This is a genomic window from Kitasatospora sp. NPDC002227, from assembly GCF_040296285.1.
Lineage (GTDB): Bacteria > Actinomycetota > Actinomycetes > Streptomycetales > Streptomycetaceae > Kitasatospora.
The window spans coordinates 85,119-111,323 of the sequence record NZ_JBEOWY010000010.1; the positions used below are offsets into that span (position 1 = coordinate 85,119).

At 72.0% G+C, this 26,205-nt stretch carries 20 protein-coding genes; 10 read left to right on the forward strand and 10 right to left on the reverse strand.

Features of this window, described 5'->3' with window-relative positions:
- Positions 1 to 92 precede the first annotated feature (92 nt).
- From ABT095_RS11775 to pyk, 7 genes are all read left to right on the forward strand, one after another.
- Positions 93 to 2,048 carry an alpha-1,4-glucan--maltose-1-phosphate maltosyltransferase gene (locus ABT095_RS11775; RefSeq protein WP_350529284.1) on the forward strand — a complete coding sequence of 652 codons (1,956 nt, stop codon included), beginning with the start codon at positions 93 to 95 and terminating at the stop codon, positions 2,046 to 2,048.
- Positions 2,045 to 3,748, forward strand: a complete 1,704-nt coding sequence (gene treS, locus ABT095_RS11780; RefSeq protein WP_350529186.1) for a maltose alpha-D-glucosyltransferase — start codon at positions 2,045 to 2,047, stop codon at positions 3,746 to 3,748. The genes ABT095_RS11775 and treS overlap by 4 nt, the downstream gene beginning before the upstream one ends.
- A 242-nt stretch (positions 3,749 to 3,990) precedes the next feature.
- Entirely contained in the window at positions 3,991 to 5,466 is a 1,476-nt protein-coding gene (locus ABT095_RS11785; protein ID WP_350529187.1) for a maltokinase N-terminal cap-like domain-containing protein, read from the forward strand.
- Positions 5,467 to 5,498: 32 nt separating this feature from the next.
- Complete coding sequence (gene glgB / locus ABT095_RS11790; RefSeq protein WP_350529188.1) at positions 5,499 to 7,889, forward strand: 1,4-alpha-glucan branching protein GlgB; 2,391 nt, start codon at positions 5,499 to 5,501, stop codon at positions 7,887 to 7,889.
- A gap of 154 nt (positions 7,890 to 8,043) precedes the next feature.
- Positions 8,044 to 10,179 carry a phosphate acetyltransferase gene (gene pta / locus ABT095_RS11795; protein ID WP_350529189.1) on the forward strand — a complete coding sequence of 712 codons (2,136 nt, stop codon included), beginning with the start codon at positions 8,044 to 8,046 and terminating at the stop codon, positions 10,177 to 10,179.
- On the forward strand, positions 10,176 to 11,384 hold the full coding sequence (locus ABT095_RS11800) for an acetate kinase (protein ID WP_350529190.1): 1,209 nt from the start codon (positions 10,176 to 10,178) through the stop codon (positions 11,382 to 11,384). The genes pta and ABT095_RS11800 overlap by 4 nt, the downstream gene beginning before the upstream one ends.
- Positions 11,385 to 11,486: 102 nt before the next feature.
- The gene (gene pyk, locus ABT095_RS11805) at positions 11,487 to 12,917 is read left to right on the forward strand and encodes a pyruvate kinase (RefSeq protein WP_350529191.1); all 1,431 of its coding nucleotides are present in this window, start codon (positions 11,487 to 11,489) and stop codon (positions 12,915 to 12,917) included.
- 111 nt (positions 12,918 to 13,028) lie between these two features.
- On the opposite strand, the gene ABT095_RS11810 is transcribed toward pyk, so the two are convergent.
- From ABT095_RS11810 to trxA, 4 genes are all read right to left on the reverse strand, one after another.
- Entirely contained in the window at positions 13,029 to 14,360 is a 1,332-nt protein-coding gene (locus ABT095_RS11810; protein ID WP_350529192.1) for a hypothetical protein, read from the reverse strand.
- Positions 14,357 to 14,839, reverse strand: coding sequence for a DUF6114 domain-containing protein (locus ABT095_RS11815; RefSeq protein ID WP_350529193.1), 483 nt, complete (start codon positions 14,837 to 14,839; stop codon positions 14,357 to 14,359). The genes ABT095_RS11810 and ABT095_RS11815 overlap by 4 nt, the downstream gene beginning before the upstream one ends.
- Positions 14,840 to 14,963: 124 nt before the next feature.
- A complete protein-coding gene (locus ABT095_RS11820; protein WP_350529194.1) occupies positions 14,964 to 15,614 on the reverse strand; it encodes a DUF6230 family protein in 651 nt (216 codons plus the stop codon).
- Between the two features lie 679 nt (positions 15,615 to 16,293).
- Complete coding sequence (trxA, locus tag ABT095_RS11825; protein WP_350529195.1) at positions 16,294 to 17,286, reverse strand: thioredoxin; 993 nt, start codon at positions 17,284 to 17,286, stop codon at positions 16,294 to 16,296.
- A gap of 445 nt (positions 17,287 to 17,731) precedes the next feature.
- Between trxA and ABT095_RS11830 the strand changes: the two genes are divergently transcribed.
- Positions 17,732 to 18,367 carry a TetR/AcrR family transcriptional regulator gene (locus ABT095_RS11830; protein ID WP_350529196.1) on the forward strand — a complete coding sequence of 212 codons (636 nt, stop codon included), beginning with the start codon at positions 17,732 to 17,734 and terminating at the stop codon, positions 18,365 to 18,367.
- Here the strand turns inward: ABT095_RS11830 and ABT095_RS11835 are convergent.
- The 3 genes from ABT095_RS11835 to ABT095_RS11845 are packed head-to-tail and all read right to left on the reverse strand — an operon-like array spanning position 18,348 to position 21,084.
- Positions 18,348 to 18,902 carry a GNAT family N-acetyltransferase gene (locus ABT095_RS11835; protein ID WP_350529197.1) on the reverse strand — a complete coding sequence of 185 codons (555 nt, stop codon included), beginning with the start codon at positions 18,900 to 18,902 and terminating at the stop codon, positions 18,348 to 18,350. The two genes, ABT095_RS11830 and ABT095_RS11835, sit on opposite strands and share 20 nt — an antisense overlap.
- Positions 18,903 to 18,952: 50 nt before the next feature.
- Complete coding sequence (locus ABT095_RS11840; RefSeq protein WP_350529198.1) at positions 18,953 to 19,942, reverse strand: SDR family NAD(P)-dependent oxidoreductase; 990 nt, start codon at positions 19,940 to 19,942, stop codon at positions 18,953 to 18,955.
- The gene (locus ABT095_RS11845; RefSeq protein WP_350529199.1) at positions 19,939 to 21,084 is read right to left on the reverse strand and encodes a UDP-N-acetylglucosamine--N-acetylmuramyl-(pentapeptide) pyrophosphoryl-undecaprenol N-acetylglucosamine transferase; all 1,146 of its coding nucleotides are present in this window, start codon (positions 21,082 to 21,084) and stop codon (positions 19,939 to 19,941) included. Before ABT095_RS11845 ends, ABT095_RS11840 begins: the two co-directional genes overlap by 4 nt.
- A gap of 64 nt (positions 21,085 to 21,148) precedes the next feature.
- On the opposite strand from ABT095_RS11845, the gene ABT095_RS11850 reads away from it, so the two are divergent.
- Positions 21,149 to 21,832, forward strand: a complete 684-nt coding sequence (locus ABT095_RS11850; RefSeq protein ID WP_350529200.1) for a response regulator transcription factor — start codon at positions 21,149 to 21,151, stop codon at positions 21,830 to 21,832.
- Positions 21,829 to 23,184 (forward strand): sensor histidine kinase, encoded by a 1,356-nt coding sequence (locus tag ABT095_RS11855; RefSeq protein WP_350529201.1) that lies wholly within the window; start codon positions 21,829 to 21,831, stop codon positions 23,182 to 23,184. Before ABT095_RS11850 ends, ABT095_RS11855 begins: the two co-directional genes overlap by 4 nt.
- 109 nt (positions 23,185 to 23,293) lie before the next feature.
- On the opposite strand, the gene icmA is transcribed toward ABT095_RS11855, so the two are convergent.
- From icmA to ABT095_RS11870, 3 genes are all read right to left on the reverse strand, one after another.
- Positions 23,294 to 24,979, reverse strand: coding sequence for a coenzyme B12-dependent isobutyryl-CoA mutase large subunit (gene icmA / locus ABT095_RS11860; protein ID WP_350529202.1), 1,686 nt, complete (start codon positions 24,977 to 24,979; stop codon positions 23,294 to 23,296).
- Positions 24,980 to 25,117: 138 nt separating this feature from the next.
- Positions 25,118 to 25,450 (reverse strand): DUF3817 domain-containing protein, encoded by a 333-nt coding sequence (locus ABT095_RS11865; protein ID WP_350529203.1) that lies wholly within the window; start codon positions 25,448 to 25,450, stop codon positions 25,118 to 25,120.
- 44 nt (positions 25,451 to 25,494) lie between these two features.
- Positions 25,495 to 26,016: a MarR family winged helix-turn-helix transcriptional regulator gene (locus ABT095_RS11870; RefSeq protein ID WP_350529204.1), complete on the reverse strand. Its 522-nt coding sequence runs from the start codon at positions 26,014 to 26,016 to the stop codon at positions 25,495 to 25,497.
- Positions 26,017 to 26,205 lie beyond the last annotated feature (189 nt).

The following is a 26,205-nucleotide window of genomic DNA, read 5'->3' on the forward strand; positions in this document are numbered from 1 at the left end:
AGAAGGCCACCACCCCGCGCCGGACGGCGGCTCCCGCCGGGGCCACGGCCCCCCGCAGGGCCGCCGCCCGCAAGACGACAGAGAGCGACACCGTGATCGGCCGCATCCCCGTCCTGGACGTGACCCCCCTGATCGACGCCGGGCGGCGCCCGGCCAAGGCCGTCGCCGGCGAGCGCTTCCTCGTCACCGCCACCGTCTTCCGCGAGGGCCACGACGCCGTCAACGCCAACCTGGTGCTGCGCGACCCCCGCGGCCGCAGCGGCCCGTGGACCCCGATGCGCGAACTGGCCCCCGGCACCGACCGCTGGGGCGCGTACGTCACCCCGCCGGCCGAGGGCCGCTGGTCGTACCTGGTGGAGGCCTGGAGCGACCCGGTGGCCACCTGGCTGGCGGCCGCCGCCGTGAAGCTCCCGGCCGGGGTGGACACCGCGCTGGTGCTCGAGGAGGGCGCCCAGCTGATGGAGCGGGCCGCCGCCGGGGTGCCGAAGAAGGAGGGCCGCGCGCACGTGCTGGCCGCCGCCGACGCGCTGCGCGACCAGGAGCTCCCGCCGCTCAGCCGGCTGGCCGCCGCCCTCGACCCCGAGGTGACCCGCCTTCTCGAGCGCTACCCGCTGCGCGAGTTGGTCACCACCACCCGCCCGCTGCCGCTGCAGGTCGACCGCCCCCGGGCGCTGCACGGCGCCTGGTACGAGTTCTTCCCGCGCTCCGAGGGCGCCGTCGTCGACCCGGACGGCAACGAGCCGCCGGTCTCCGGCACCTTCCGCACCGCCGCCGAGCGGCTGCCCGCGATCGCCGCGATGGGCTTCGACGTGCTGTACCTGCCGCCGATCCACCCGATCGGCCGGGCCTGGCGCAAGGGGCCGAACAACTCCCTCACCGCCGGCCCGCACGACGTCGGCTCCCCCTGGGCGATCGGCTCCCCCGAGGGCGGCCACGACGCGATCCACCCGGACCTCGGCACCATCGAGGACTTCGACTTCTTCGTCGCCGAGGCCGCCTCGCTCGGTATGGAGATCGCCCTCGACTTCGCCCTGCAGTGCTCCCCCGACCACCCCTGGGTGAACAAGCACCCGGAGTGGTTCACCCACCGCGCGGACGGCACCATCGCCTACGCCGAGAACCCGCCGAAGAAGTACCAGGACATCCACCCGGTCAACTTCGACCAGGACATGGACGGCCTGGTCAAGGAGACTCTGCGGATCCTGCGGCACTGGATGGGCCACGGCGTGCGGATCTTCCGGGTCGACAACCCGCACACCAAGCCGGTGCTCTTCTGGGAGAAGGTGCTCGCCGACATCGCCCGCACCGACCCGGACGTGGTCTTCCTCGCCGAGGCCTTCACCCGCCCTGCGATGATGCACACCCTGGGCAAGATCGGCTTCCACCAGTCCTACACCTACTTCACCTGGCGCGTCACCAAGGCCGAGCTGACCGAGTACCTCACCGAGCTGACCGGCGAGGCCGCCGCCTACATGCGCCCCAACTTCTTCGCCAACACCCCCGACATCCTGCCCGAGCACCTGCAGACCGGCGGCCCCGCCGCCTTCGCCCTGCGCGCCGTGCTCGCGGCCACCCTGGCGCCCAGCTACGGCGTCTACGCGGGCTTCGAGCTGTACGAGGGCGAGCCCGCCCACCCCGGCTCGGAGGAGTACCTGAACTCCGAGAAGTACGAGCTGCGCCCGCGCGACTGGTCCACCCAGGACAGCCTGGCCCCGCTGCTCACCACGCTGAACCGACTGCGCCGCCGCCACCCGGCGCTCCAGCAGCTGCGCGACCTGCGCTTCCTGCCGACCGACAACGACCAGGTCATCGCCTACGTCAAGACCGCCACGGCGGAGGACGGGCTGACCGACGAGGTCGTCACGGTGGTCAACCTAGACCCGCACCACCCCCAGGAAGCCACCGTCACGCTCGAGTCGGACGGGCCGGTCACCGTGCACGACGAGCTCACCGGCGCGGTCTGGACCTGGGGCCGGCACAACTACGTCCGGCTCGACCCGCAGGTCGCCCCGGCCCACCTCCTCACGGTTCGGAGGAACCCGCTGTGACAGTCAACGACCCCGTCCACGACACCTTCGCCGAGACGCCGCCGAAGAACCTCGACCCCGAGTGGTTCAAACGCGCGGTCTTCTACGAAGTCCTGGTCCGCTCGTTCCAGGACAGCAACGGGGACGGGGTCGGCGACCTCAAGGGGCTGACCGCCCGGCTGGACTACCTCCAGTGGCTGGGCGTGGACTGCCTCTGGCTGCCGCCGTTCTTCGCCTCGCCGCTGCGCGACGGCGGCTACGACGTGGCGGACTACAAGTCGGTGCTGCCCGAGTTCGGCGACCTGGCCGACTTCGTGGAGTTCGTGGACGCGGCGCACAAGCGCGGCATGCGGGTGATCATCGACTTCGTGATGAACCACACGAGTGACCAGCACCCGTGGTTCCAGGAGTCCCGCAGGGATCCTGACGGCCCGTACGGCGACTTCTACATGTGGGCCGACGACGACAAGCAGTACCCGGACGCGCGGATCATCTTCGTCGACACCGAGTCCTCCAACTGGACGTACGACCCCGTCCGCAAGCAGTACTTCTGGCACCGGTTCTTCTCCCACCAGCCCGACCTGAACTACGACAACCCCCGGGTGCAGGAGGAGATGATCGCGGGCCTGCGGTTCTGGCTCGACCTCGGCATCGACGGCTTCCGGCTCGACGCCGTGCCGTACCTGTTCGCCCGCGAGGGCACCAACTGCGAGAACCTCCCCGAGACGCACGAGTTCCTCCGGCGGGTCCGCAAGGAGATCGACGCTGACTACCCGGACACCGTGCTGCTGGCCGAGGCCAACCAGTGGCCCGAGGACGTGGTCGACTACTTCGGCGACTTCGCCTCCGGCGGCGACGAGTGCCACATGGCCTTCCACTTCCCGGTGATGCCCCGGATCTTCATGGCCGTGCGCCGGGAGTCCCGCTACCCGGTCTCGGAGATCCTGGCCAAGACGCCGACCATCCCCGGCAGCTGCCAGTGGGGGGTCTTCCTGCGCAACCACGACGAGCTGACCCTGGAGATGGTCACCGACGAGGAGCGCGACTACATGTACGCGGAGTACGCCAAGGACCCGCGGATGCGCGCCAACGTGGGCATCCGCCGCCGGCTCGCCCCGCTGCTGGAGAACGACCGGAACCAGATCGAGCTGTTCACCGCCCTGCTGCTCGCCCTGCCCGGCTCGCCGGTGCTCTACTACGGCGACGAGATCGGCATGGGCGACAACATCTGGCTGGGCGACCGGGACGGCGTCCGCACCCCGATGCAGTGGACGCCCGACCGCAACGCGGGTTTCTCCTCGGCAGACCCGGGCAGGCTCAGTCTGCCGCCCATCATGGACCCGGTGTACGGGTACCAGGTGACCAACGTCGAAGCCCAGCAGAGCAGTTCGAGCTCTCTGCTGCACTGGACGCGGCGCATGATCGAGATCCGCAAGCTCAACCCCGCGTTCGGCCTCGGCAGCTACACCGAACTGCCCTCCAGCAATCCCGCGGTGCTGGCCTTCGTGCGCGAGTACGAGGGCGACCTGGTCATGTGCGTGAACAACTTCTCGCGGTTCGCGCAGCCGACCGAGCTCGACCTGCGGCGCTACGGAGGGCGGTACCCGGTGGAGCTGATCGGGGGCGTGCGCTTCCCGTCCATCGGCGAGTGGCCGTACCTGCTGACCCTGGCGGGCCACGGCTTCTACTGGTTCCAGCTGCGCAACCCGCGCGCGAAGTGATCCGTCGCGCGAAGTAACGATCCAGCACGATCGGCACATCCGGGGGCGCGAGCGCCGAAGCTCGCGCCCCTGAAGCTCTCTGCACCACCGCGTACGGAGAACAGCCCAACGGCCACCCACACTAAGGCGTGACACCCGAGCCCGACTCGCGTGCCGTCGCCGTCGCGCCGCCGAAATCCGGAAGACTGACGGACCCGGCCAGACCCGTCGGGCAGTCGGCCCGCTTCCGGGGAAAGGGAGTCATGTCCGAAACCTCCCGTTCTCAAGCCCGTGTGCACCCCGAGTCGCCCGACGACGCGCCAGCGCCCGTCGGCACCCGTGGCACGGGGGCTCGGAGAACCGCCCCCGGGGTCAGCGAGCTGGTGCAGGCCGCGCTGCCGCTGATCGCGAGCTGGCTGCCCGGCCAGCGCTGGTACGCGGGCAAGGGGCGGCCGATCACCGGCCTCACGCCGGTGCTGGCCACGCCCCTGCAGGTCGGTGACCCGGCACTGCTCCACCTGCTGCTGCGGGTCGACCACTCCGGCGGGAGCGACACCTACCAGCTGCTGCTCGGCTCCCGCTCCGGCCAGCCCGCCGGGCTGCCGCCGGCCACCGTGCTCGGGCGCCTCAGCGGCGGCCCGTACGACGGCGCCGTGCTCTACGACGCGCTGCACGACCCGGAGCTGACCGGGCGCCTGCTCGAGCACCTGGCCACCGGCGACCGCTTCGGCTCGCTCTCCTTCCGCCGCACCCCCGGCCCCGGGCTGCCCAGCAACCTCCCCGGCCGCGCCTCCACCGCCGAGCAGAGCAACAGCTCGGTCATCTACGGCACCGCCTTCATCCTCAAGCTCTTCCGCCGGATCAGTCCCGGCACCAACCCGGACCTGGAGCTCTCACTGGCCCTCTCCCGGGCCGGCTCCACCCGCATCCCCCGGGTGGCCGCGTGGTTCGAGAGCCGGATGGAGCGATCGGAACCGGCCACTCTCGGCCTGCTCCAGCGCTACCTGCCGGACGCCGAGGACGGCTGGGAGCTCGCCCTGAGCCAGGTCGGCCGGCTCAAGTCGGACCCAGCCCCGGGCAACTTCGCCATCGAGGCGCACCGGCTCGGCCGGGCCACCGCCGAGGTGCACCGGGTGCTGGCCCGCTCGATGCCGGTCGACCGCCTCGACCGGGCCCAACTCTCGCTGCTCGCCGGGGCGATGGCCGACCGCCTGGACAGCGCGGTGACGGCCGTACCCGGCCTGCTGCGCTACCGCTCCGCGCTGCGGACCGCCTTCCGGGCGCTCACCGCCGACCACCTGGAGTCCGTCCCGGTCCAGCGCATCCACGGCGACCTGCACCTCGGGCAGGCGATGCGGACCCCGCACGGCTGGGTGCTGCTCGACTTCGAGGGCGAACCGGCCAAGCCGCTGGCCGAGCGGCGCCAGCCGCAGCCGGCCCTGCGGGACGTCGCCGCGATGCTGCGCTCCTTCGACTACGCCGCCGCCCACCTGCTCGCCGGGGCCCCGCACAACCCGGAGCTGGCCCACCTCGCGGCGGCCTGGGCGGCGCGCAACCGCACCGCCTACTGCGCGGGCTACAGCGCCGGGGGCGGCGCCGACCCGAACACCGCCCCCGAGCTGATGCGGGCGCTGGAGATCGACAAGGCGGTCTACGAGGTGGTCTACGAGGCCCGGCACCGGCCCAGCTGGCTACCGATCCCGCTCGCCGCCATCAACCGTCTGGCCCTCACCGTCTGACGCCCAATCGACCCTCGCAGGAGGACCTAGCCGTGACCCCGCTCGGCCCGAAGCAGCACCGCTCCACCCCCGCCGTACCCGCCACCTTCCTCGCCGCGGGCCCCCGGCCCGGTGGCCCGGCGCGGCCGGGAACCGAGCCCACGGCAGCCCCCGCGACACCGAAGGCCGTCACCCCCGCGCCCCCGCGCGCCCCCGAGCGCGGGGCGGGAGCCGTGGGCGCCGCTCTGCGCCTGCCGGAGGCGCCGCTGCCACCGGCCGAGGTGGAGCGGCTGCTGTCCGGGAACCACCATGACCCGCACGCGCTCCTCGGCGCGCACCTCACCGCCGAGGGTGTGGCGATCCGGGTGCTGCGCCCGTTCGCCGAACGGATCGTGGTGGAGACCGGGCAGGGCCCGGCCGAGCTGACCCACCTCTCCTCGGGCCTCTTCACCGGCCTGCTCCCGGGCCACCGCGAGCTGCCCGACTACCACCTCCATGTGACCTACCCCGGCGGCGAGCCGCTGCGGCAGGAGGACGGCTACCGCGCGGCCCCCACCCTCGGCGAGCTGGACCTGCACCTGATCTCCGAGGGCCGCCACGAGCAGCTCTGGCAGGCGCTCGGATCGCACGTCCGCGAGCTCGACGGCACCCTCGGCACCGCCTTCGCCGTCTGGGCCCCGAACGCCAGCGGCGTCCGCCTGGTCGGCGACTTCAACCACTGGGACGGCACCGGCCACCCGATGCGCTCGCTCGGCTCCTCCGGCGTCTGGGAGCTGTTCGTCCCCGGCCTGGCCGAGGGCACGCAGTACAAGTACGAGATCCACACCCACGACGGCCGCACCCTCCAGAAGGCCGACCCACTGGCCCGCGCCACCCAGTGCCCGCCCGAGACCGCCTCCGTCGTCCACACCTCCGCGTACGTCTGGCAGGACGCCGACTGGATGGCCCGCCGGGCGCACGTGCGCCACCACCGCGCCCCGATGTCCGTCTACGAGCTCCACCTGGCCTCCTGGCGCCCCGACCTCACCAGCTACCGCGAGATCGCCGCCGAACTCCCCTCCTACCTCGAGGAACTCGGCTTCACCCACGTCGAGTTCATGCCGGTGATGGAGCACCCCTTCGGCGGCTCCTGGGGCTACCAGGTCTCCGGCTTCTACGCCCCGACCGCCCGCCTCGGCACCCCGGACGACTTCAAGCACCTGGTCGACACCCTGCACCGGCACGGCATCGGTGTGATCGTCGACTGGGTGCCCGCGCACTTCCCCAAGGACGACTTCGCGCTGGCCCGCTTCGACGGCGAGCCGCTCTACGAGCCGGCCGACCCGCTGCGCGCCGAGCACCCGGACTGGGGCACCCTGGAGTTCGACTACGGCCGCACCGAAGTCCGCAACTTCCTGGTGGCGAACGCGGTCTACTGGTGCGAGGAGTTCCACGTCGACGGCCTGCGGGTGGACGCGGTGGCCTCGATGCTCTACCTCGACTACTCCCGCGAGGGCGGCGCCTGGACGCCCAACCAGCACGGCGGCCGGGAGAACCTGGACGCCGCCGCCTTCCTGCAGGAGATGAACGCCACCGTCTACCGCCGCTGCCCGGGCGTGGTGACCATCGCCGAGGAGTCCACCGCCTGGGACGGCGTCACCCGCCCCACCGACAGCGGCGGCCTGGGCTTCGGCCTCAAGTGGAACATGGGCTGGATGCACGACTCGCTGGTCTACATGTCCAAGGAGCCGGTGCACCGCAAGTACCACCACAACGACCTGACCTTCTCGATGGTGTACGCCTACTCCGAGAACTACGTGCTGCCCATCTCGCACGACGAAGTGGTGCACGGCAAGCAGGCGCTGGTCGCCAAGATGCCCGGCGACTGGTGGCAGCAGCGCGCCGACCACCGGGCCTACCTCGGCTTCATGTGGGCCCACCCGGGCAAGCAACTCCTCTTCATGGGGCAGGAGTTCGCACAGGGTGCCGAGTGGGACCACGAGCAGGGCCCGCAGTGGTGGGTGCTGGCCGACGACTGGCCGGCCGCCCCCGACCACCGGGGCGTGCGCGAGCTGGTCCGCGAGCTCAACACCGTCTACCGGGCCACCCCCGCCCTCTGGGAGCAGGACACCGTACCGGCCGGCTTCAGCTGGCTGGACGGCGGCGCGGCCGAGGACAACGTGATCTCCTTCGTCCGCTTCGCGGCCGACGGCAGTCCGCTGGTGGCGGTCTGCAACTTCTCCCCCGTCGTCCGCCACTGCTTCCGGGTCGGCCTGCCGCCGACCGGCCGCGGCGAGCAGCTCTGGGAGGAGGCGCTCAACACCGACGCCGCCGACTACGGCGGCAGCGGCATCGCCAACTCACACCCCGTCAAGGCCGAGCCGACCCCCTGGAACGGCCAGGCCCGCAGCGCCGAGCTGATCCTCCCGCCGCTCGCCACGATCTGGCTGCGCCCGGCCTCCTGAGCCGCCGCGAGCAAGGGACGAAGGCCCGTCACCCCGGGACTTTCGTCCCTTGCTTCTTTCGGCGCCGCCCGAGTGCGACGGCCCGTTCCCGGTGCGAATGTATGGTCGAGGTGACCAGTGAGCTGAGGACGGCGACGGGAACGGAGTACCCCAGGTGGCGCGCAGCGTGTACGTGACCGGGATCGACCGGGGGGACGGCCGCCAGGCCGTCGAACTCGGGGTCATGGAACTGCTCACCCGCCAGGTGGACCGGGTCGGGGTCTTCCGCCCGCTGGTGCACGCCGCCGCCCCCGGGGAGGCGGGCTCGGACCACGTGGTCGAGCTGCTGCGGGCCCGCTACCGCCTCGACCTCCCGGCCCAGGAGCTGTACGGGCTCACCTACGAGGAGGCCGCCGCGCTGCAGGCCGCCCAGGGGCAGGACGAGCTGGTCTCGGCCCTGGTGGACCGCTTCCGCGCGCTGGAGAAGAAGTGCCAGGCCGTGCTGGTGCTCGGCACCGACTTCGCGGACACCAACATCCCCGACGAGCTGGCCTTCAACGCCCGCCTGGCCAACGAGTTCGGCGCCTGGGTGCTGCCGGTGGTCGGCGGCCACGGCGAGGACGGCCAGGCGGTCACCGCCGAGGTGCGCAACGCCTACCACGCCTACCGCGACCTGGGCTGCTCGACGCTGGCGATGATCGCCAACCGGGTCGCCCCCTCGATGAAGCAGCAGGTGCTGCGGGGCCTGACCACCAAGCTGCCGATCCCCGCCTACGTGATCCCCGAGGAGATCGCGCTCGCCGCGCCGACCGTGGCCCAGCTGGTCGAGGCGACCGGCGCCGAGGTGCTGCTGGGCGATGCCGCGGGCCTGGCCCGGGACGTGCGGGGCTTCGTCTTCGGCGGCGCCATGCTGCCGACCTTCCTGGACGCGCTGACCGAAGGCGCACTGGTGGTGACCCCGGGCGACCGCGCCGACCTGGTGATCGGCTCGCTGGCCGCGCACGCCGCCGGCGCCCCGCCGATAGCCGGCGTGCTGCTGACCCTCGGTCAGCACCCGGGCCCGAACGTCATGGCGCTGGCCGCCCGGCTCGCCCCCGGCACCCCGGTCGCGGTGGTCCCCGAGGGCAGCTGGCCCACCGCCGCCGTCCTGACCCACCTGGAGGGCAAGCTCGGCCCGTCCAGCACCCGGAAGGCTGAGATCGCCCTCGGGCTCTTCGAACTCCACGTGGACACCGCCGAGTTGACCAGCCGGATCGAGCTGAGCCGCTCCGAGCGGGTCACCCCGATGATGTTCGAGCACGACCTCCTGGAGAAGGCCCGCTCGGCCCGCCGCCACGTCGTGCTGCCCGAGGGCGCCGAGGAGCGGGTGCTCCGCGCCACCGAGGTGCTGCTGCGCCGCAACATCTGCGACCTCACCCTGCTCGGCGAGCCCGAGGCCGTCCGCCGCAAGGCCGCCTCGCTCGGCATCACCCTCCCCGCGCACGACCCGGCCGCCGACCGCGCCCAGGTGCAGATCGTCGACCCGGCCACCAGCCCGCTGCGCCGCCAGTTCGCCGAGCTGTACGCGAAGCTGCGCGCCCACAAGGGCATGACGGTCGAGCGGGCCCTGGACGTGGTCACCGACGTCTCGTACTTCGGCACCCTGATGGTCCAGGAGGGCATCGCCGACGGCATGGTCTCCGGCGCGGTGCACTCCACCGCGGCGACCATCCGCCCGGCCTTCGAGGTGATCAAGACCTCCCCCGGTGCCTCGATCGTCTCGAGCGTCTTCTTCATGTGCCTGGCCGACAAGGTGCTGGTCTACGGCGACTGCGCCGTCAACCCGGACCCGGACGCCCAGCAGCTGGCGGACATCGCGATCCAGTCGGCCACCACGGCCGCCCGGTTCGGCGTCGAGCCCCGGGTCGCGATGCTCTCCTACTCGACCGGCACCTCCGGCTCCGGCGCGGACGTGGACAAGGTCCGCAAGGCCACCGAGATCGTCCGCGAACTTCGGCCCGACCTGCTGGTCGAGGGCCCGATCCAGTACGACGCCGCGGTGGACGCCCACGTGGCCGCCACCAAGCTGCCGGGCTCGCCGGTCGCCGGGCGGGCCACCGTGCTGATCTTCCCCGACCTCAACACCGGCAACAACACCTACAAGGCCGTGCAGCGCTCGGCCGGCGCTGTGGCGGTCGGCCCCGTGCTGCAGGGCCTGCGCAAGCCGGTCAACGACCTCTCCCGGGGCGCGCTGGTGGAGGACATCGTCAACACCGTGGCGATCACCGCCATCCAGGCCCAGACCCCCGCAACGGAAGGAGCCCAGCCGTGAGCGCGGGCACCCGAGTCCTCGTCCTCAACGCCGGCTCCTCGTCGGTCAAGTACCAGCTGATCGACATGCTGGCCGGCTCCCGGCTCGCCGCCGGCCTGGTCGAGCGGATCGGCGAGCCGAACGGGCGGCTGCTGCACACCACCCGCGCGGGGCTGAAGCGCGAGCGCCTCGAGGTCTTCCCGGACCACGGCGCCGCGCTCAAGTCGGTGGCCGAGGAGCTGACCGCCGACGGCGTCGGCCTGGACTCCCCCGAGCTGGCCGCGATCGGCCACCGGGTGGTGCACGGCGGGCAGCGCTTCACCGCGCCGACCCTGGTCACCGAGGAGGTACTGGCGGAGGTCCGCCGCCTGGTGCCCCTCGCCCCGCTGCACAACCCCGCCAACATCACCGGCATCGAGGTCGCCCGCGCACTGCGCCCGGACCTCCCCCAGGTGGCCGTCTTCGACACCGCCTTCCACGCCGCCATGCCCGAGTACGCGGCCCGGTACGCGATCGACAAGGCGGTGGCGGACGAGCACCGGGTGCGCCGCTACGGCTTCCACGGCACCTCGCACCAGTACGTCTCCCGGGCCACCGCCGAGCTGCTCGGCAAGGCCCCGGCCGAGGTCAACGTGATCGTGCTGCACCTGGGCAACGGCGGCTCGGCCTCCGCCGTGGCCGGCGGGGTGTGCGTGGACACCTCGATGGGCCTCACCCCGTTGGAGGGCCTGGTGATGGGCACCCGCTCGGGCGACGTGGACCCGGGCGTGGTGTTCCACCTGCACCGCGTCGGCGGCCTGTCGATCGACGAGATCGACAACCTGCTCAACCGCCGCAGCGGCCTGCTCGGCCTGTGCGGGGACAACGACATGCGCGAGATCATGCGCCGCGCCGACGAGGGGGACGCGGACGCGAAGCTCGCCTTCGACTCGTACGTCCACCGGCTGCGCAAGTACATCGGCGCCTACTACGCGGTCCTCGGCCGGGTGGACGCGATCGCCTTCACCGCCGGGGTGGGCGAGAACGCGGCACCGGTCCGCGCGGCCGCCACCGCCGGCCTGGAGGAGCTGGGCATCGCGGTGGACCCGGAGCTGAACTCGGTGCGCTCCGGCGAGCCCCGGGTCATCTCCCCGGAGTACTCCCGCGTGACGGTCGCGGTGGTGCCCACCGACGAGGAGCTGGAGATCGCCCGGCAGGCCTTCGCCCTGGTGCACGAGGCGGGGTGACCGGATGTCAGCCCGGCGTCCCATCCCTCGGAATCGTTCGTTGGCGATTTCTAACGTTTCGCGGCAAATGCACCTATAACACGAACGGATAGACTGACGGATATGCGCCGAGCGAAAATTGTCTGCACCTTGGGTCCGGCCACGGACTCCTACGAACAGCTGAAGGCCATCGTCGAAGCGGGCATGAACGTCGCCCGACTCAACATGAGCCACGGCTCCCACGCGGAGCACGAGGAGCGGTACCGCAAGGTCCGCCAGGTGTCCGCGGACACCGGCCGCACCATCGGTGTGCTGGCCGACCTGCAGGGCCCCAAGATCCGTCTGGCGACCTTCGCCAACGGTCCGGTGACGGTGGACAACGGCGACCACTTCACCATCACCACCGAGGACGTCCCCGGTGACCAGTACATCTGCGGCACCACCTACAAGGGCCTGCCCGGCGACGTGCAGCCCGGCGACCCGATCCTGATCAACGACGGTGTCATCGCCCTGGAGGTCGTCAGCGTCGACGGCCCCCGCGTGAAGACCGTGGTCGTCGAGGGCGGCGTGCTCTCGAACAACAAGGGGATCAACCTCCCCGGCGCGGCCGTCAACGTCCCCGCCCTGTCCGAGAAGGACAAGGAGGACCTGCGCTTCGCCCTGGAACTGGGCGTCGACATGGTCGCGCTCTCCTTCGTCCGCAACGCGGCCGACATCAACGACGTGCACAAGGTCATGGACGAGGTCGGCATCCGGGTGCCGGTCATCGCCAAGATCGAGAAGCCGCAGGCCGTCGAGGCCATGGAGGAGATCGTCCTCGCCTTCGACGCCATCATGGTCGCCCGCGGCGACCTCGCGGTGGAGTACCCGCTGGAGCGGGTGCCGCTGGTGCAGAAGCAGCTGATCACGCTCGCCCGTCGGAACGCCAAGCCGGTCATCGTCGCCACCCAGATGATGGAGTCGATGATCCACGCCTCCCGGCCGACCCGCGCCGAGGCCTCGGACGTCGCCAACGCCATCCTGGACGGCGCGGACGCGGTCATGCTCTCCGCCGAGTCCAGCGTCGGCAAGTACCCGGTCGAGACGGTCAAGACCATGAGCCGGATCGCCGAGACGGCCGAGGAGGAGCTGCTCGCCCAGGGCCTGCAGCCGCTCAACCCGGGCCGCAAGCCGCGCACCCAGGGCGGCTCGATCGCCCGCGCCGCCTGCGAGCTCGGCGACTTCCTCAACGCCAAGGGCCTGGTGGCCTTCACCAAGTCCGGCGACACCGCCCGCCGGCTCTCCCGGTACCGCTCGCCGATCCCGGTGATCGCCTTCACCCCGGACGCCTGCACCCGCAACCAGCTCTCGCTGAGCTGGGGCGTCGAGGCGTACGTGACCGAGCAGGTGCAGACCACCGACGAGATGGTCGTCCAGGTCGACAACGAGCTGATGCGCCTGAACCGCCTCGCCACGGGTGACACCGTGATCGTCACGGCCGGCTCCCCGCCCGGCATCCCGGGCAACACCAACATGGTCCAGGTCCACCACCTGGGCGCCCGCGCCGGTCTCTGACCCTGAGTCTCTGTCTCTGAGTCTCTGATCCGCGCAAACGCCTGTGGGCGCCGCCTCCCGGCACGGAGGCGGCGCCCACAGGCGCGTCTTGGGGCGGTACGACAGGTACGGCTAGTACGGCGTGTCGTCGTTGAACATCCGCATGCCCGGGATGGTCAGCGCGCCGCCGAACTGGCCCGCCTGGACGGCGGTGACCTGCTTCATCTCCAGGTCCAGCGGGATCGGCACCGCGCCGATCAGGTCGTACAGCCACTGCGGCAGGGTGTCGGGGGTCAGCGTGATCGGCCCGAGGTCGATCAGGATCGGCAGCCCGAGCACCTTGCTGAGGTGGCCGGAGAGGCTCTCCACGTACATCGTGATCGGCCCGTGGCGCATGGTCGAGGTCGAGCCCGGGCGGCTCTTCACGTGGAAGGTCATGCCGTTGCCCTCGAGAGTCGACATGTCGAGGTTCTCGATGTCGACGTTCTGCACCACGAACTTCAGCACCCGCTTGGTGGTGGTCGCCGTCCGCACGTCCACCACACCGTAGAACTGCGCGTGGTTCAGGCCCAGCGTGGTCGTGCGCAGCGTCCAGTTCTGCTCCGGCACCACGACACCCGGCTCGGCGCTGTTCGCCTTGAGCGCGCGGGAGTCCACCTGGCAGTTGGGGTTCTTGGCCGTCGGCGCGGACGACGCGTGGGTGGCCGCCTTGCCGCTCGGCGCCTTGGCGGCGGTGGATGCCGGGGCCGCGGGCTCGGAGGCGGTGGCGCTCGGGCTCGCCGTAGGCACCTCGGCCGCCCGGGGGGCCGGGTCGGCCGTCCGCTGCGCGGGGGTGCTCGGGGCGCTGCTCGGGGTGCCGGGCACCGGGGCCGGCGGAGCGGGCGGGGCGGGCGGAGCCGGCGCCTTGGTGGTCGGCGCGGTCGGCGTCGGCGTGGTCGGGTGGCCTAGCTTCAGGACGTCGAGGATGTCGCCCCAGAGGTCGTCCGCCTTCACGGCGGCGCGCGCGGCGCTCGCACTAGGGCTCGGGCTCGGCGCGGCCTGCCGCACGGCCGTGTCGGCCGCCTGAGCGGCCGTCACCGCGCGCGGCGCGGGCGGCTGGTGGGAGACCACCGGAGCGGCGGTCGGCGAGCTGCTCACGGGCGCGCTGGGCGTGGCCGGGCCCGGGGTGGGCGTACCCGGGAGGGGTGTCGGCGCCTGGGTCGGGGTGCCCGGGGTGTGCGTGTCCGGGATCGGCGTGATCTCGCTCTTGGGTACGGGGATCTCTTCGAGCACCGTGTCCGGCGAGGTCGCGCAGGTCTGGCTCTTCGGCGTGTCCGCCGCCATCGCCAGGGTCGGGATGGTGCCCATCAGCAGCGCGGTCGGCATCGCGGCTATCGCGATCGCCTTGCCGCGCAGCCGGTTGCGGGTGCTCACCCGCGGCACGGCGTGCCGGGGGCCCGGCACCTTGCCCTCCCCGGCTGTCACTGCCCCTCCTCGGCCATCGGTGCCGCGGTCTCGGCCGCCGCCGTCTCAGCCACCGGCTCGGCATCCGGCTGCGCCTTCAGCGGCGCCCAGGCACACAGCAGGCCGCCACCGAGCAGCCCGAAGATCAGGCCGAAGCCGAAACCGCCGAGGTTGGAGACCGGCACCGAGACCAGCGAGAGCACGGTGACCGCGATTCCGCAGAAGACCCTCACCAGCGGCTGGAACCACGCGGTGATCCCGAGCGAGATCAGGAGCACACCGATGATCAGGGAGCCCGCCCCCGCGGTGGTCGCCATGGTCATCGTCAGCTGGCCGATGTGCAGCTTGGCATACGGGAAGTACATGATCGGGAAGCCCGCGAACAGGGCCAGCAGACCACCCCAGAACGGACGGGTGCGGCGCCAGGACCGGAACCGGCCCATCGGCTTGGCCGGGGCGTCGGCCTGGTCGGGCCACTCGTTGGCGGTTGCGCTGGACACGTTGCTGCTCCTCGATGATGGGTACGAGGGGGATTTCCGATGGTGCGGGCCGGGAGCAGCGGACTGCACTGCCCCCGACCCTGGTGCCCTGGTGGCCGTCGGCCGGGCCGACGGCCTCAGCGGCTCAGTAGCACTCGTTGCCGGGCTCGTTGCCGTCCTTCTGGGCAACCGACAGGTGCAGGCCCGGCAGCTTGAAGGTACCGGCCGAGGTCGACCAGGCGGTCTGCTTCACGTTGGTCAGGTGGGCGTGCGGGGCGTACTGGCCGAAGCCGCCGACCTGGCCCTTCGAGAAGCCGCCAACGGTGGAGGCGTCCTGGCCGATGTTGATGCCGCCGAGCGCCTGCGGCTTGCCGGCGGCGTCCGGGTTGTCGAAGGTCGCGTCGGCGCTGAGGTTCTCCAGGCCGATCAGCATGTTGGTGGCCGTGGCCGGGGTGCCGTCGCCGCCCGCCTTCAGCTTGAGGGTCCACGTCCCCAGGTGCAGCGCGCTGAGGTCGGTGGTGACCGACTGGCACAGGTTGGTGAGCGTGGCCGTGTCGAAGGCCGAGACGGCGATCGGGTGCTTCGCACCGAGACCGTTGTCGACGCCGCCGTACTGGGCGAAGTTGGTGCCGTCGAGGTCGGCGACGGTGACCTTGAAGTCCTGGCCAGAGACGCTGAACGAGGCAGCCAGCGCGCTGCTCGCCAGGCCGACGCCGATCGCGGCGGTGGCGGCGATGCTGGGCACCATCACCAGGGCGAAGCGCTTCCAGCTGGTCTTGCCGTAAGTCTGGGACATGCGTGTCCTCCTTCTAGGACGTACATCTCCAGCCACGCCCCGCACGGGAGTTGGCCTGGGATGGGAGAGAGCTACGTCCTCGGTAGCGGAGAGCGCTTGGGGCATCGGCGAGCGCGGCAGCGGCCGCGGTTGCGGCACTCCCGTTCCCGGCACCGGCTGCCTCCACGGCAGCGGGCACGACCGACGACACCGGCGATCACCCCCGAGCGACAACCAAAACGACCGCGCGGGCTGCGCGACCGCTTCTGAGACACAGGAACCGCGGTGTGGGATCTGCGGATACCCCCCTGCGCCTCGCCGCCTCCGGCCGGAGCCTTCGGCTGCCCGGTGGGGACCCCCTCGCGGAAACGAGGGGACCAGGCGTCGCCGATCGTGCTTGAATCCCGGGCGAAGCACAAGGGGTTCATTACTGACGGGTAATCCAACAACGGATAACGTCGATCATGGAATCGAAGGCCGCCCTACTCAGCGTGACCTCATGGAGGATTCGTGACGACGCAATCCCTTGGAAACAAGGGCGAAACACCCCTCGGCGGCCACCTTCCGTGACCGCCGAGGAGCCTTGTCAAGATTTGGTAAACCTCGGTGCCTACGCCCGCTTTGTCGCCAAATCTCCAGCGACACCGCAGGTCATCGGCCGTGCCAAACGGGGCCTACGAACCGCCCCGCCGGGCCCTTCCTAGAACAGCACCCGGGCCAGTGCGCCACGGGCCGCGGTGACCCGCGGATCCTCCGGGCCGATCACCTCGAAGAGCTCCAGGAGGCGCACCCGCGCGGCGTCCCGGTCCTCCCCCGCCGTCCGGCCGACGGTGTCGACCAGGCGCCCGAAGGCGTCCTCGACGTGCCCGCCCACCAAGTCCAGGTCGGCCGCGTCCAGCTGCGCCGCGACGTCCTTCGGGTCGGCGGCGGCCGCCGTGCGGACGGCCTGCGGATCGAAGGACTCGACCCGGTGCAGCAGCTGCGCCTGGGCCAGGCCCAGCTTGGCCTCGGCGTTGCCCGGCTGCTCGACCAGCACGTTCTGGTAGGCCTGCACCGCGCCGCCCAGGTCACCCCGGTCCAGCGCCTCGTGAGCGGCCGACAGGGCCGGGTCCTCCGGCTCGGCGGGGGCGTACTCGCCCACCGGGGCTCCCTCGCCGGTGCCGCCGACGATCCCGAACCGCTGCTCGGCCACGGCGATCAGCTGGTCCAGGATCTTGCGGACGTTGTCCTCGCGCTCGGCGCCCTGGAAGAGCGGCACCAGCTGGCCCGCGACCACGGCCATCACGGCCGGGATGCCCTGGATGCCGAACTGCTGGGCGATCAGCTGGTTGGCGTCCACGTCGATCTTGGCGAGCACGATCCGGCCGGCGTACTCCTCGGCCAGCTTCTCCAGCACCGGGCTGAGCTGCTTGCACGGGCCGCACCACTCGGCCCAGAAGTCCACCACGACCGGCACCTCGGCCGAGCGCTGCACGACCTCGGCCTCGAAGGTGTCCTCGGTGACATCGATGACGAGCGGGTACGGGACCCCGGCCGGGGCGATGCCGTCCGCCTCCGCGGCGGCGGCCTGCCGGGCCCGCTCGGCCCGGGCCTGCTCGGCCTTCTGAGCGGCCTCCCCGGCCGCCTTGACTGCGGCGAGGTCGACCGCACCGCGCAGGGCGGAGCTGTTGAGACGCGAATTCCGTGGCTGCATGGCACTATCCTCCCCCGTCCGCGCGGCTGGCGGGCGCCAACCACTGGGAAAGGTCGTACCCGGGCTCGAAAGCCGCGCGCTTCTTCCCCTGCACTTCCCCCACGAGCGCCGTCCGGGGGTCTCTCCCACCCACCGACGGCCCACTCTGTCAGCCGAGCTCCGGCGCGGGTCCCCACCCGCGCCTCGCGGGGGCCCGATCCCTTGGGCACGCACCGCGTGGTTGTCGCTCTTTCGCTACGAGTCGTAGCGTATCTGCACCAGGACCCCCTGCCGCAAGCCCGCCCCGGCCCCTGAAGACGTGAGCTGCCCCACTTTCGGGCTCGCTCCGGCTGCCGCGAAGGACGACATGTCGCTACCGTTGCCACCCTCGGGGAAGTTACCGGCAAGTAAACCGCCCGAACCTGAACTTCCCGTGTCTGAACCGTATGAATCGCTAGGAGGCTCGGTGGCCCCCACCACCCGGCAGCCGGCCGCCCCAGCCGTCCCCCCGCGAGGCAAGGGCAGGCCGCGCAGCGCCACCGCTGACCGCGCCATCCTGGACGCGACCCGGGACGCCCTCGCCGAGCTCGGCTGGGGCGGGCTGACCATGGGCCACGTCGCCACCCGCGCCGGGGTCGCCAAGACCACCCTCTACCGCCGCTGGCCCTCCAAGAACGATCTGGTCATCGAGGCCGTCGCCAGCCTCTTCGACGCCCTGGAGATGACCGACCGGGGCAGCCTGCAGGCCGACATCGAGGCCGTGGTCGCCCAGTTCGCCGCCCTGCTGGCCCGCCCCGAGACCCAGGCCGCCCTGCTCGCCCTCTTCGCCGAGGGCACCCGCGACCCCGAGCTGCGCCGCCGCATCCGCGAACGCATCGTCGAACCCCAGAAGCACCTGGTCCGCCAGGGCCGGGCCCTCGCCCAGCAGCGCGGCGAACTCGGCCCCGACCTCGACGACGACTCCGCCTGCGAGGAGGTCGACATCATCTTCGACACCATCGCCGGCACCGTCGAACACCGCATGCTGGTCAGCGGCGAACCCGTCACCACCGACTGGATCCACCGCTTCACCACCCTCCTCCTCAGCCCCCTGGCCGGCTGACCGGCTCGTCCTCCCAGTCCAGCGGGGTGACCTCCCCCGCCGCCCAGTCGCGGCGCAGCACGCCGTAGCCGATCGAGTCGTGCCGGCTGCCGTCGGCAGCCGGCCAGGCGAGGCGGTGGTGGGCCTCCTTGAGATAGCCGTTGCGCCGGAACGCCCGCCGCATCGCGGTGTTGTCCTGCCGGGTGTGGCCCTCGATCCGCTCCACCCCCGGGAACTCGGTGAACAGGTACGCCGTCAGCCACCCGACCGCCCGCGTCCCGATCCCCCGCCCCCGGTGCCCGGCCGCCAGCCGCAGGTCGAACAGCGGCGTCTCGTCCCCGAGGTCACTGAGCCGGACCAGCCCGGCCGTCTCCCCGTCCACCACGATCCAGAACGTCCGGCTCTCCGCACTCTCGAACAGCCCGTCCGCCAGCCATCCACTCACCTGCTCCGCCGTCACCGCGCTCCGCCCGTGGAACGGCCACTCCTCCCCCGCCAGGAACGCCACCAGCCGCTCGGCCTCACCCTCGGTGTACCGCAGGAACTCGATCGCCATGCCCGCACCCTAGGCACGGCCCGCCCCACTCCCGAAGCGGTTTACGGCTCTCAGACCTGGTAGCGGCCCGGGGCGAAGGCGTCCAGGTTGGCGGCGACCCAGTCGGAGGTGGCCTGGAGGCCTTCGGTCAGGGAGACAGTGGGCTGCCAGCCGGTGAGGGTGCGGGCCTTGGTGTTGTCGGAGAGAAGGCGTTCGACCTCGCTGCCGCCGGGGCGCAGGCGGGTGGGGTCCTGGACGACGCGGGCGGTGGAGCCGGCGGCGGTGATCAGGGAGGTGGCGAGGTCGCCGATGGAGATCTCGGTGCCGGTGCCGAGGTTGAGCACCTCGCCGTACGCCTTCGGGGCGAGGGCCGCCGCCAGGAAGCCCTCGGCGGTGTCGGTGACGTAGGTGAAGTCCCGGGTCGGGGTGAGCGAGCCGAGCCGGATCTCCTCGGCGCCGGAGTGCAGCTGGGAGAGGATCGTCGGGATGACGGCTCGGGCCGACTGCCGCGGCCCGTAGGTGTTGAAGGGGCGGACGACGGTCACCGGCAGCTCGAAGGCGTGCCAGTACGAGAGCGCCGTCATGTCGGCGCCGATCTTCGAGGCCGAGTACGGCGACTGCGGCTGGAGCGGGTGCCCCTCGCTGATCGGGGCGGTGATCGCGGTGCCGTACACCTCGCTGGTGGAGGTGTGCACCAGCGTGGCGCCGGCCCGCAGGCAGGCCGCCGCGACGTTCTGGGTGCCGACCACGTTGGTCTGCACGTACGCCTCGGGGGCGAGGTAGGAGTACGGGATGCCGATCAGTGCGGCGAGGTGGAAGACCACGTCGCAGCCCGCCACGGCGTCCTGCACCCGCCCCGGGTCGCGGACGTCGCCCGCGAGCATCTCGACCTCGCCGGAGGCCAGGTGCTTGGCGAGGTGGCCGCGCTCCGCGTACGGCTTGTAGTGGACGAGGGCGCGCACCCGGGCCCCGCGCTCGACCAGCAGGTCGACCAGCGTCGAGCCGATGAAGCCCTCCGCGCCGGTGACCAGGACCTGTGTGCCGTTCAGAGACGTGTTCATGCGGCCCTCCTGAGGGCGTGGTGGGTGGGAAGGGCGACCCGCAGCACCTTGGCCGCGAGCAGGTCGGCCGCCCGGGCGTGGGTGCCCGGGTCGGCCGCGCGGCTCATCAGGTCGAGCCGGCGGGGGTCGGCGAGCAGCGGCTCGACGAGTGAGGCCAACCGCGGAGCGGTGCACTCGCCGTCGGGCAGCAGCAGCCCGGCGCCCGCGTCGGAGAGCACCCGGGCGTTGTGGGTCTGGTGGTCGTGCGGCGCGTGCGGGTAGGGCACCAGGACGGACGGCACGCCGATGCTGGCCAGCTCGGCGACGGTGGCCGAGCCGGCCCGGCAGACCACCAGGTCGGCGGCGGCGTACACCAGGTCCATCCGGTCCAGGTAGGCCACCGCGCGGGCCACCGGCGAGTGGCCGAGCCGCTCCCGCACCTCGGGCAGGGCGGCCGGGCCGGTCTTGATCAGCAGCCGGACGTCCGGCCGGTGCCGCCAGCGCTCGGCCAGGCCGAGCGCCGCCTCGGTGAGCCGGGCCGCGCCCAGGCTGCCGCCGTTGAAGACCACCAGGTGCTCGTACGGGCCGACGCCGAGCCGGGCCCGGGCCTCGCCCCGCAGCGCCGCCCGGTCGAGCCCGGCCACGGCGCCGACCATCGGCATGCCGACGGTCTCGGCCTGTGCGCCTGAAGGGAGGTGCGCCCGGGTGCGGTCGAAGGCCAGCGCCACGTGCGGGGTGAGGCGGGCGGCGAAGCGGTTGGCCCGGCCGGGCACGGCGTTGGACTCGTGCACCACGCTCGGCAGCCCGGCCATCCGGGCGCCGACGATCACCGGCGCACTGGGGTAGCCGCCCATGCCCACCGCGACCTGGGCACCCTGCTCCCGCAGGATCTCCCTGCACCGCGCGCCCGACCGCAGCAGCGCTGCCGGCAGCAGGTAGCGGCGCAGGCCGAGCGAGGAGTCGAAGGGGATCATCTCGACGGTGTGCAGCCGGTGGCCGGCCTCCGGGATGAGCCTGGTCTCCAGGCCGCGCTCGGTGCCGACGAAGGAGATCACGGCCGACGGGTCGGCCCGGCGCAGCGCCTCGGCGAGGGCCAGGCCCGGGTAGATGTGGCCGCCGGTGCCGCCGGCGCCGATCACCACGGACAAGCGGTTCTCTGTCATGCCGAGGAGCTTCGTCAGGCGAGGTAAGAGAGTTCTAATAACCCGGTTTGAGAAGGTTGTCCGCATGACCTCAGAGGTGAAGGTGCTGGTGGTGGACGACGACCCCGAGGTGCGGGCCGCCGTCGAGGACGGCCTGGCCGTGGCGGGGTACGAGACCAGGGGCGCGGCCGACGGGCTGGCGGGGCTCGCGGAGCTGACGGCCTGGCAGCCGGACGCCGTGGTGCTCGACGTGATGATGCCCGCCCTCGACGGCCTGGCCTTCTGCCGCCGGGTCCGCGCCCTCGGGGACGGGGTGCCGATCCTGGTGCTCACCGCCCGCGACTCGGTCAGCGACCGGGTGGACGGGCTGGACGCGGGCGCCGACGACTACCTGGTCAAGCCGTTCGCCCTGGACGAGCTGACCGCCCGGCTGCGCGCCCTGCTGCGCCGCGCGGCCCCGCCCGAGACGGACGTGCTGCGCTACGGCGACCTCACCGTCGACCCGGCCGGCCGGACGGGCCACCGGGGCGGCCGGGCGCTGGACTTCTCCCGCACCGAGTTCGCCCTGCTCGAACTGCTCCTGCTCAACCCCGAGCAGGCCCTCCCGCGCGAGCTCATCATGGAGCGGGTCTGGGGCGCCGACTTCGGCCCCGACTCCAACTCCCTTGCCGTGTACGTCGGTTACCTGCGCCGCAAGCTGGAGGCGGGCGGCGAACCGCGGCTGGTGCACACCGTGCACGGGGTCGGCTACCGGCTGGGCGCCGCATGAGAGCCCACGCCGCCTGGCGGCGGCGCCGGCCGCTGCGCACCCGGCTCGCCCTGGTCACCTCGGCGGCCGTCGCACTGGTCACCCTGGGCATCTGCGCGGCCGGATTCACCATCATCCGCTACGAGTTGGTGCACCAGCTGGATCTCACCCTGACTCAGCACGCCACCCTGGTCCAGCAGCAGCACCGGGGCGAGCCACCCCAGGTGGTCTACGGCGAGTGCGGGTACCTGGCGGCGCCGGCCTGCACCCAGATCGTGCCGGCCGATCCGGCCGCCGACCCGCGCACCCCGTACCTGCTGCCGGTCACCCCGGCCACCCGGGAGGTCGCGGCGGGACGCCGGGCCGGCTACTACAGCGAGATCTCGGTGAGCGGGCACCCGGCCCGGATGCTCACCACGCCGTTCGGCGCCGGGCAGGCGGTGCAGGTCGCGCTGCGCTCCGACACCGTGCAGCAAGGGGTGCGCCAGGCGGGCGAGTTGATGGGGGCGGTGGCGGGTGTCGGCATCCTGGCGGCCGGCCTGCTCGGCTACGCCGCAGCCCGCACCGGCCTGGCACCGGTGGCCCGGCTGACCGCCACCGCCGAGCGGATCGCCGCGACGCGGGACGCGGGCGTCCGGATCGGCCTGCCGCCGGGGCGGGGCGAGGACGAACTGACCCGGCTGGCCGGGGCGTTCAACGTGATGCTCGATGCCCTGGAGGCCTCCGTCACGGCCCAGAAGCGGCTGGTGGCGGACGCCTCGCACGAGTTGCGCACGCCGCTCACGGCGCTGCGCACCAATGCCGAACTGCTGGCCCGGGCCGACCGGTTGACCTCTGAACAGCGAGCCCGGGCGACCGCAGGGCTGCAGCGGCAGCTGCGCGAGGTCTCCGGCCTGGTCAACGACCTGATCGAACTGGCTCGGGACGAGGAGCCGCAGCAGCTGGTCGAGTCGGTCCGGCTGGCGTCGCTGGTCGAGCACTGTGTCGACACCGCCCGCAGCCACTGGCCTCAAGTCACCTTCAGCTACCAGGCGTTGGACGACCCGACGGTGTCCGGAGTACCCGCCCGCCTCTCCCGCCTGGTGGGCAACCTGCTCGACAACGCCGCCAAGTTCAGCCCGCCCGGCGGCCCGGTCGAGATCACCCTGACCGCCACTACCCTGACCGTCCGCGACCACGGCCCCGGCATCGCCCCCGAAGACCTCCCGTACGTCTTCGACCGCTTCTACCGCTCCACCGCCGCCCGCCGCCTCCCCGGCTCCGGCCTCGGCCTTGCCATGGCCCGCCAGATCGCCAAGGCCCACAACATGACGCTGACGGCCGGACCTGCCCCGACCGGGGGCACCGAGTTCCGCCTTGTGCACTCTCCTTGAGTTGCAACACCCAGGGGCGCGGGGAACTGCGCGAGTCGGTAGGCACCGACCTGCCACCTACCGCTGCGCGCAGTTCCCCGCGCCCCTGACGTTTGCAACTGACTCTCTGCTAGAAAGCGGGGATCTCCCGGTAGATCCCCCACTCGTCCCGCAGGGTGTTGCAGATCTCGCCCAGCGTCGCCTCGGCGCGGACCGCCTCGAGCATCGGCGGGATCATGTTCTCGCCCGAGCGAGCGGCAGCGAGCATGGCGTCCAGCCCGGCCCGGACGGCCGCCTCGTCCCGCCCGGCCTTGCGGGCCTTCAGGACGCGGACCTGCTCCTTCTCCACCTCGTGCGAGACCCGCAGGATCTCCAGCTCCGGAGTGACCGACCGCGGGTGGCAGTTGACGCCGACGACCCGCTTCTCGCCCTTCTCCAGGGACTGCTGGTACTGGAAGGCCGCCTCCGCGATCTCCCCGGTGAACCAGCCCTCCTCGATGCCCCGCAGGATGCCCGCGGTCATCGGCCCGATCGGGTGGTCCTCGGTGCCCTTGGCCAGGATCTTCGCGAAGATCTCCTCGGCCTGCGCCTCGATCCGGTCGGTGAGCGCCTCGACGTACCAGGAGCCGCCCAGCGGGTCGGCGACGTTGGCGACGCCGGTCTCCTCCATGAGCACCTGCTGCGTCCGCAGCGCGATCTCCGCGGCCTGCTCGGAGGGCAGCGCCAGCGTCTCGTCGAGCGCGTTGGTGTGCAGCGAGTTGGTACCGCCGAGGACGGCGGACAGCGCCTCGACGGCGGTGCGCACCACGTTGTTGTACGGCTGCTGCGCGGTGAGGGAGACACCGGCCGTCTGGGTGTGGAAGCGCAGCCACTGCGCCTTGTCGGTCTTGGCGCCGAAGCGCTCCTTCATCCAGCGGGCCCAGATCCGGCGCGCGGCGCGGAACTTGGCGATCTCCTCGAAGAAGTCCAGGTGCGCGTCGAAGAAGAAGGACAGGCCCGGCGCGAAGACGTCCACGTCGAGGCCGCGCGAGAGGCCCAGCTCGACGTAGGCGAAGCCGTCCGCCAGCGTGTAGGCGAGCTCCTGCGCGGCCGTGGCCCCGGCCTCGCGGATGTGGTAGCCGGAGACGGAGAGCGGCTTGTAGGCGGGGATGCCCGTGGCGCAGTACGCCATCAGGTCGCCGATCAGGCGCAGGTGCGGCTCGGGGGCGAAGAGCCACTCCTTCTGCGCGATGTACTCCTTGAAGATGTCCGTCTGCAGGGTGCCGTTGAGCACCGCCGGGTCGACGCCCTGGCGCTCGGCCGCGACGAGGTACATGCAGAAGATCGGCACGGCCGGGCCGCTGATCGTCATCGAGGTGGTGACGTCGCCGAGCGGGATGGAGTCGAACAGGACCTCCATGTCGGCCGCCGAGTCGATCGCCACACCGCAGTGGCCGACCTCGCCGAGCGACTTGGGCTCGTCGGAGTCGTAGCCCATCAGGGTCGGCATGTCGAAGGCGACCGAGAGGCCGCCGCCGCCGGCCTCCAGGATCATCTTGTAGCGCTCGTTGGTCTGCTGGGCGTTGCCGAAGCCGGCGAACTGCCGGATGGTCCACGTCCGGCCGCGGTAGCCGGTCGGGTGCAGGCCACGGGTGTACGGGTACTCGCCCGGCCAGCCGATCCGCTCGAAGCCCTCGACCGGCTGCCCGGCGGGCGGGCCGTAGACGGGGGCGACGTCGTCGCCGCTCAGGGTGGTGAAGTCCGCGTCACGCTTGCGGGCCTTGTCGTACCGCTGCTGCCAGCGCTGACGACCGGCCTCGATCTCCTCGGCGTCCATCGACTCCGAACTCCACTCCGTACGGCCGGCCCGGATCGCGGGACGACACAGCTACTAGGACGTCCTACCAAACTACTCGGACGTCCTAGTAAATGTCGATGGCGACCTGCGGCCCGACGGAGACCCGGGGTGACGGCGTCAGACGCCGACGGCCTCGGGGGCCTCGATCAGCGGGGCGACCTCGGCGGCGACCTTGCGCTCGACGAAGAAGGCGGCCGTCGGGATGGTCCCGGCGAGCAGCACCCAGGCCAGCTTGCCCATCGGCCACTTGGCCTTGGTGCCCAGGTCGAAGGCGAACACCAGGTAGACCACGTACAGCCAGCCGTGCGCGATGCCGACCGCCGTGGTGAAACCCGCGGCGCCCGAGATGTCGAGCACGTACTTGGCGATCACACCCAGGGTGAGCAGGATCAGGAGGACACCCGTGACATACGCCATCGCCCGGTAGCGGGTCAGCACACTCTGCTTCATGCCATTGAGGGTAACCGCCCGCTTCGGGCGGTTCTGTCCGCCCCCTACCCCTGCTCCGCGGCCTCCGTGAAGTCCCCGGCGTCGACCCGCAGCGGGCGCAGCAGGTCGAAGACCTCCCGGCACTGGTCGGGGCCGTAGCCCTCCAGGCCGAACTCGATCGCCATCAGTTCCTTGGTGGCCGCCTCGACCACCTCGCGCCCCCGGTCGGTGATCGCCGCGAGCACGCCCCGGCCGTCCAGCGGGTTCGGGCGGCGGGCGACCAGGCCGGCCTGCACCAGGCGGTCGACGGTGTTGGTGACGCTGGTCGGGTGCACCATCAGCCGCTCGCCGATCTTGGAGAGCGAGAGCTGGCCGGTCCGGCTGAAGGTGAGCAGCACCAGCGCCTCGTACCGGGCGAAGGTGAGCCCGTACGGCTTGACCACGGCGTCCACCCGGGAGAGCAGGATCTGGTGGGCCCGCATCACGGAGGTGATCGCGCCCATCGAGGGCACACCGCCCCACCGCTTGGTCCACAGTTCGTCGGCGCGGGCGATCGGGTCGAAGTCGAGAGCTAGGGGCTTTGCCACGCCCCCACCGTACTCGCGCGGCCGCTGCGGAGTACCAGGTGTCCACGATGCTGGACAAGCGGGGGAGATTGGCGGAGTCCCGCCACCGCCCGGAGGCGGTCAGCCCGGCATCCCTTCGATACGCAATGTTCCGGCAATGTACAACCCGCTGACCGACCGCACTCGTATTCGACGGCTATTCAGCCACGG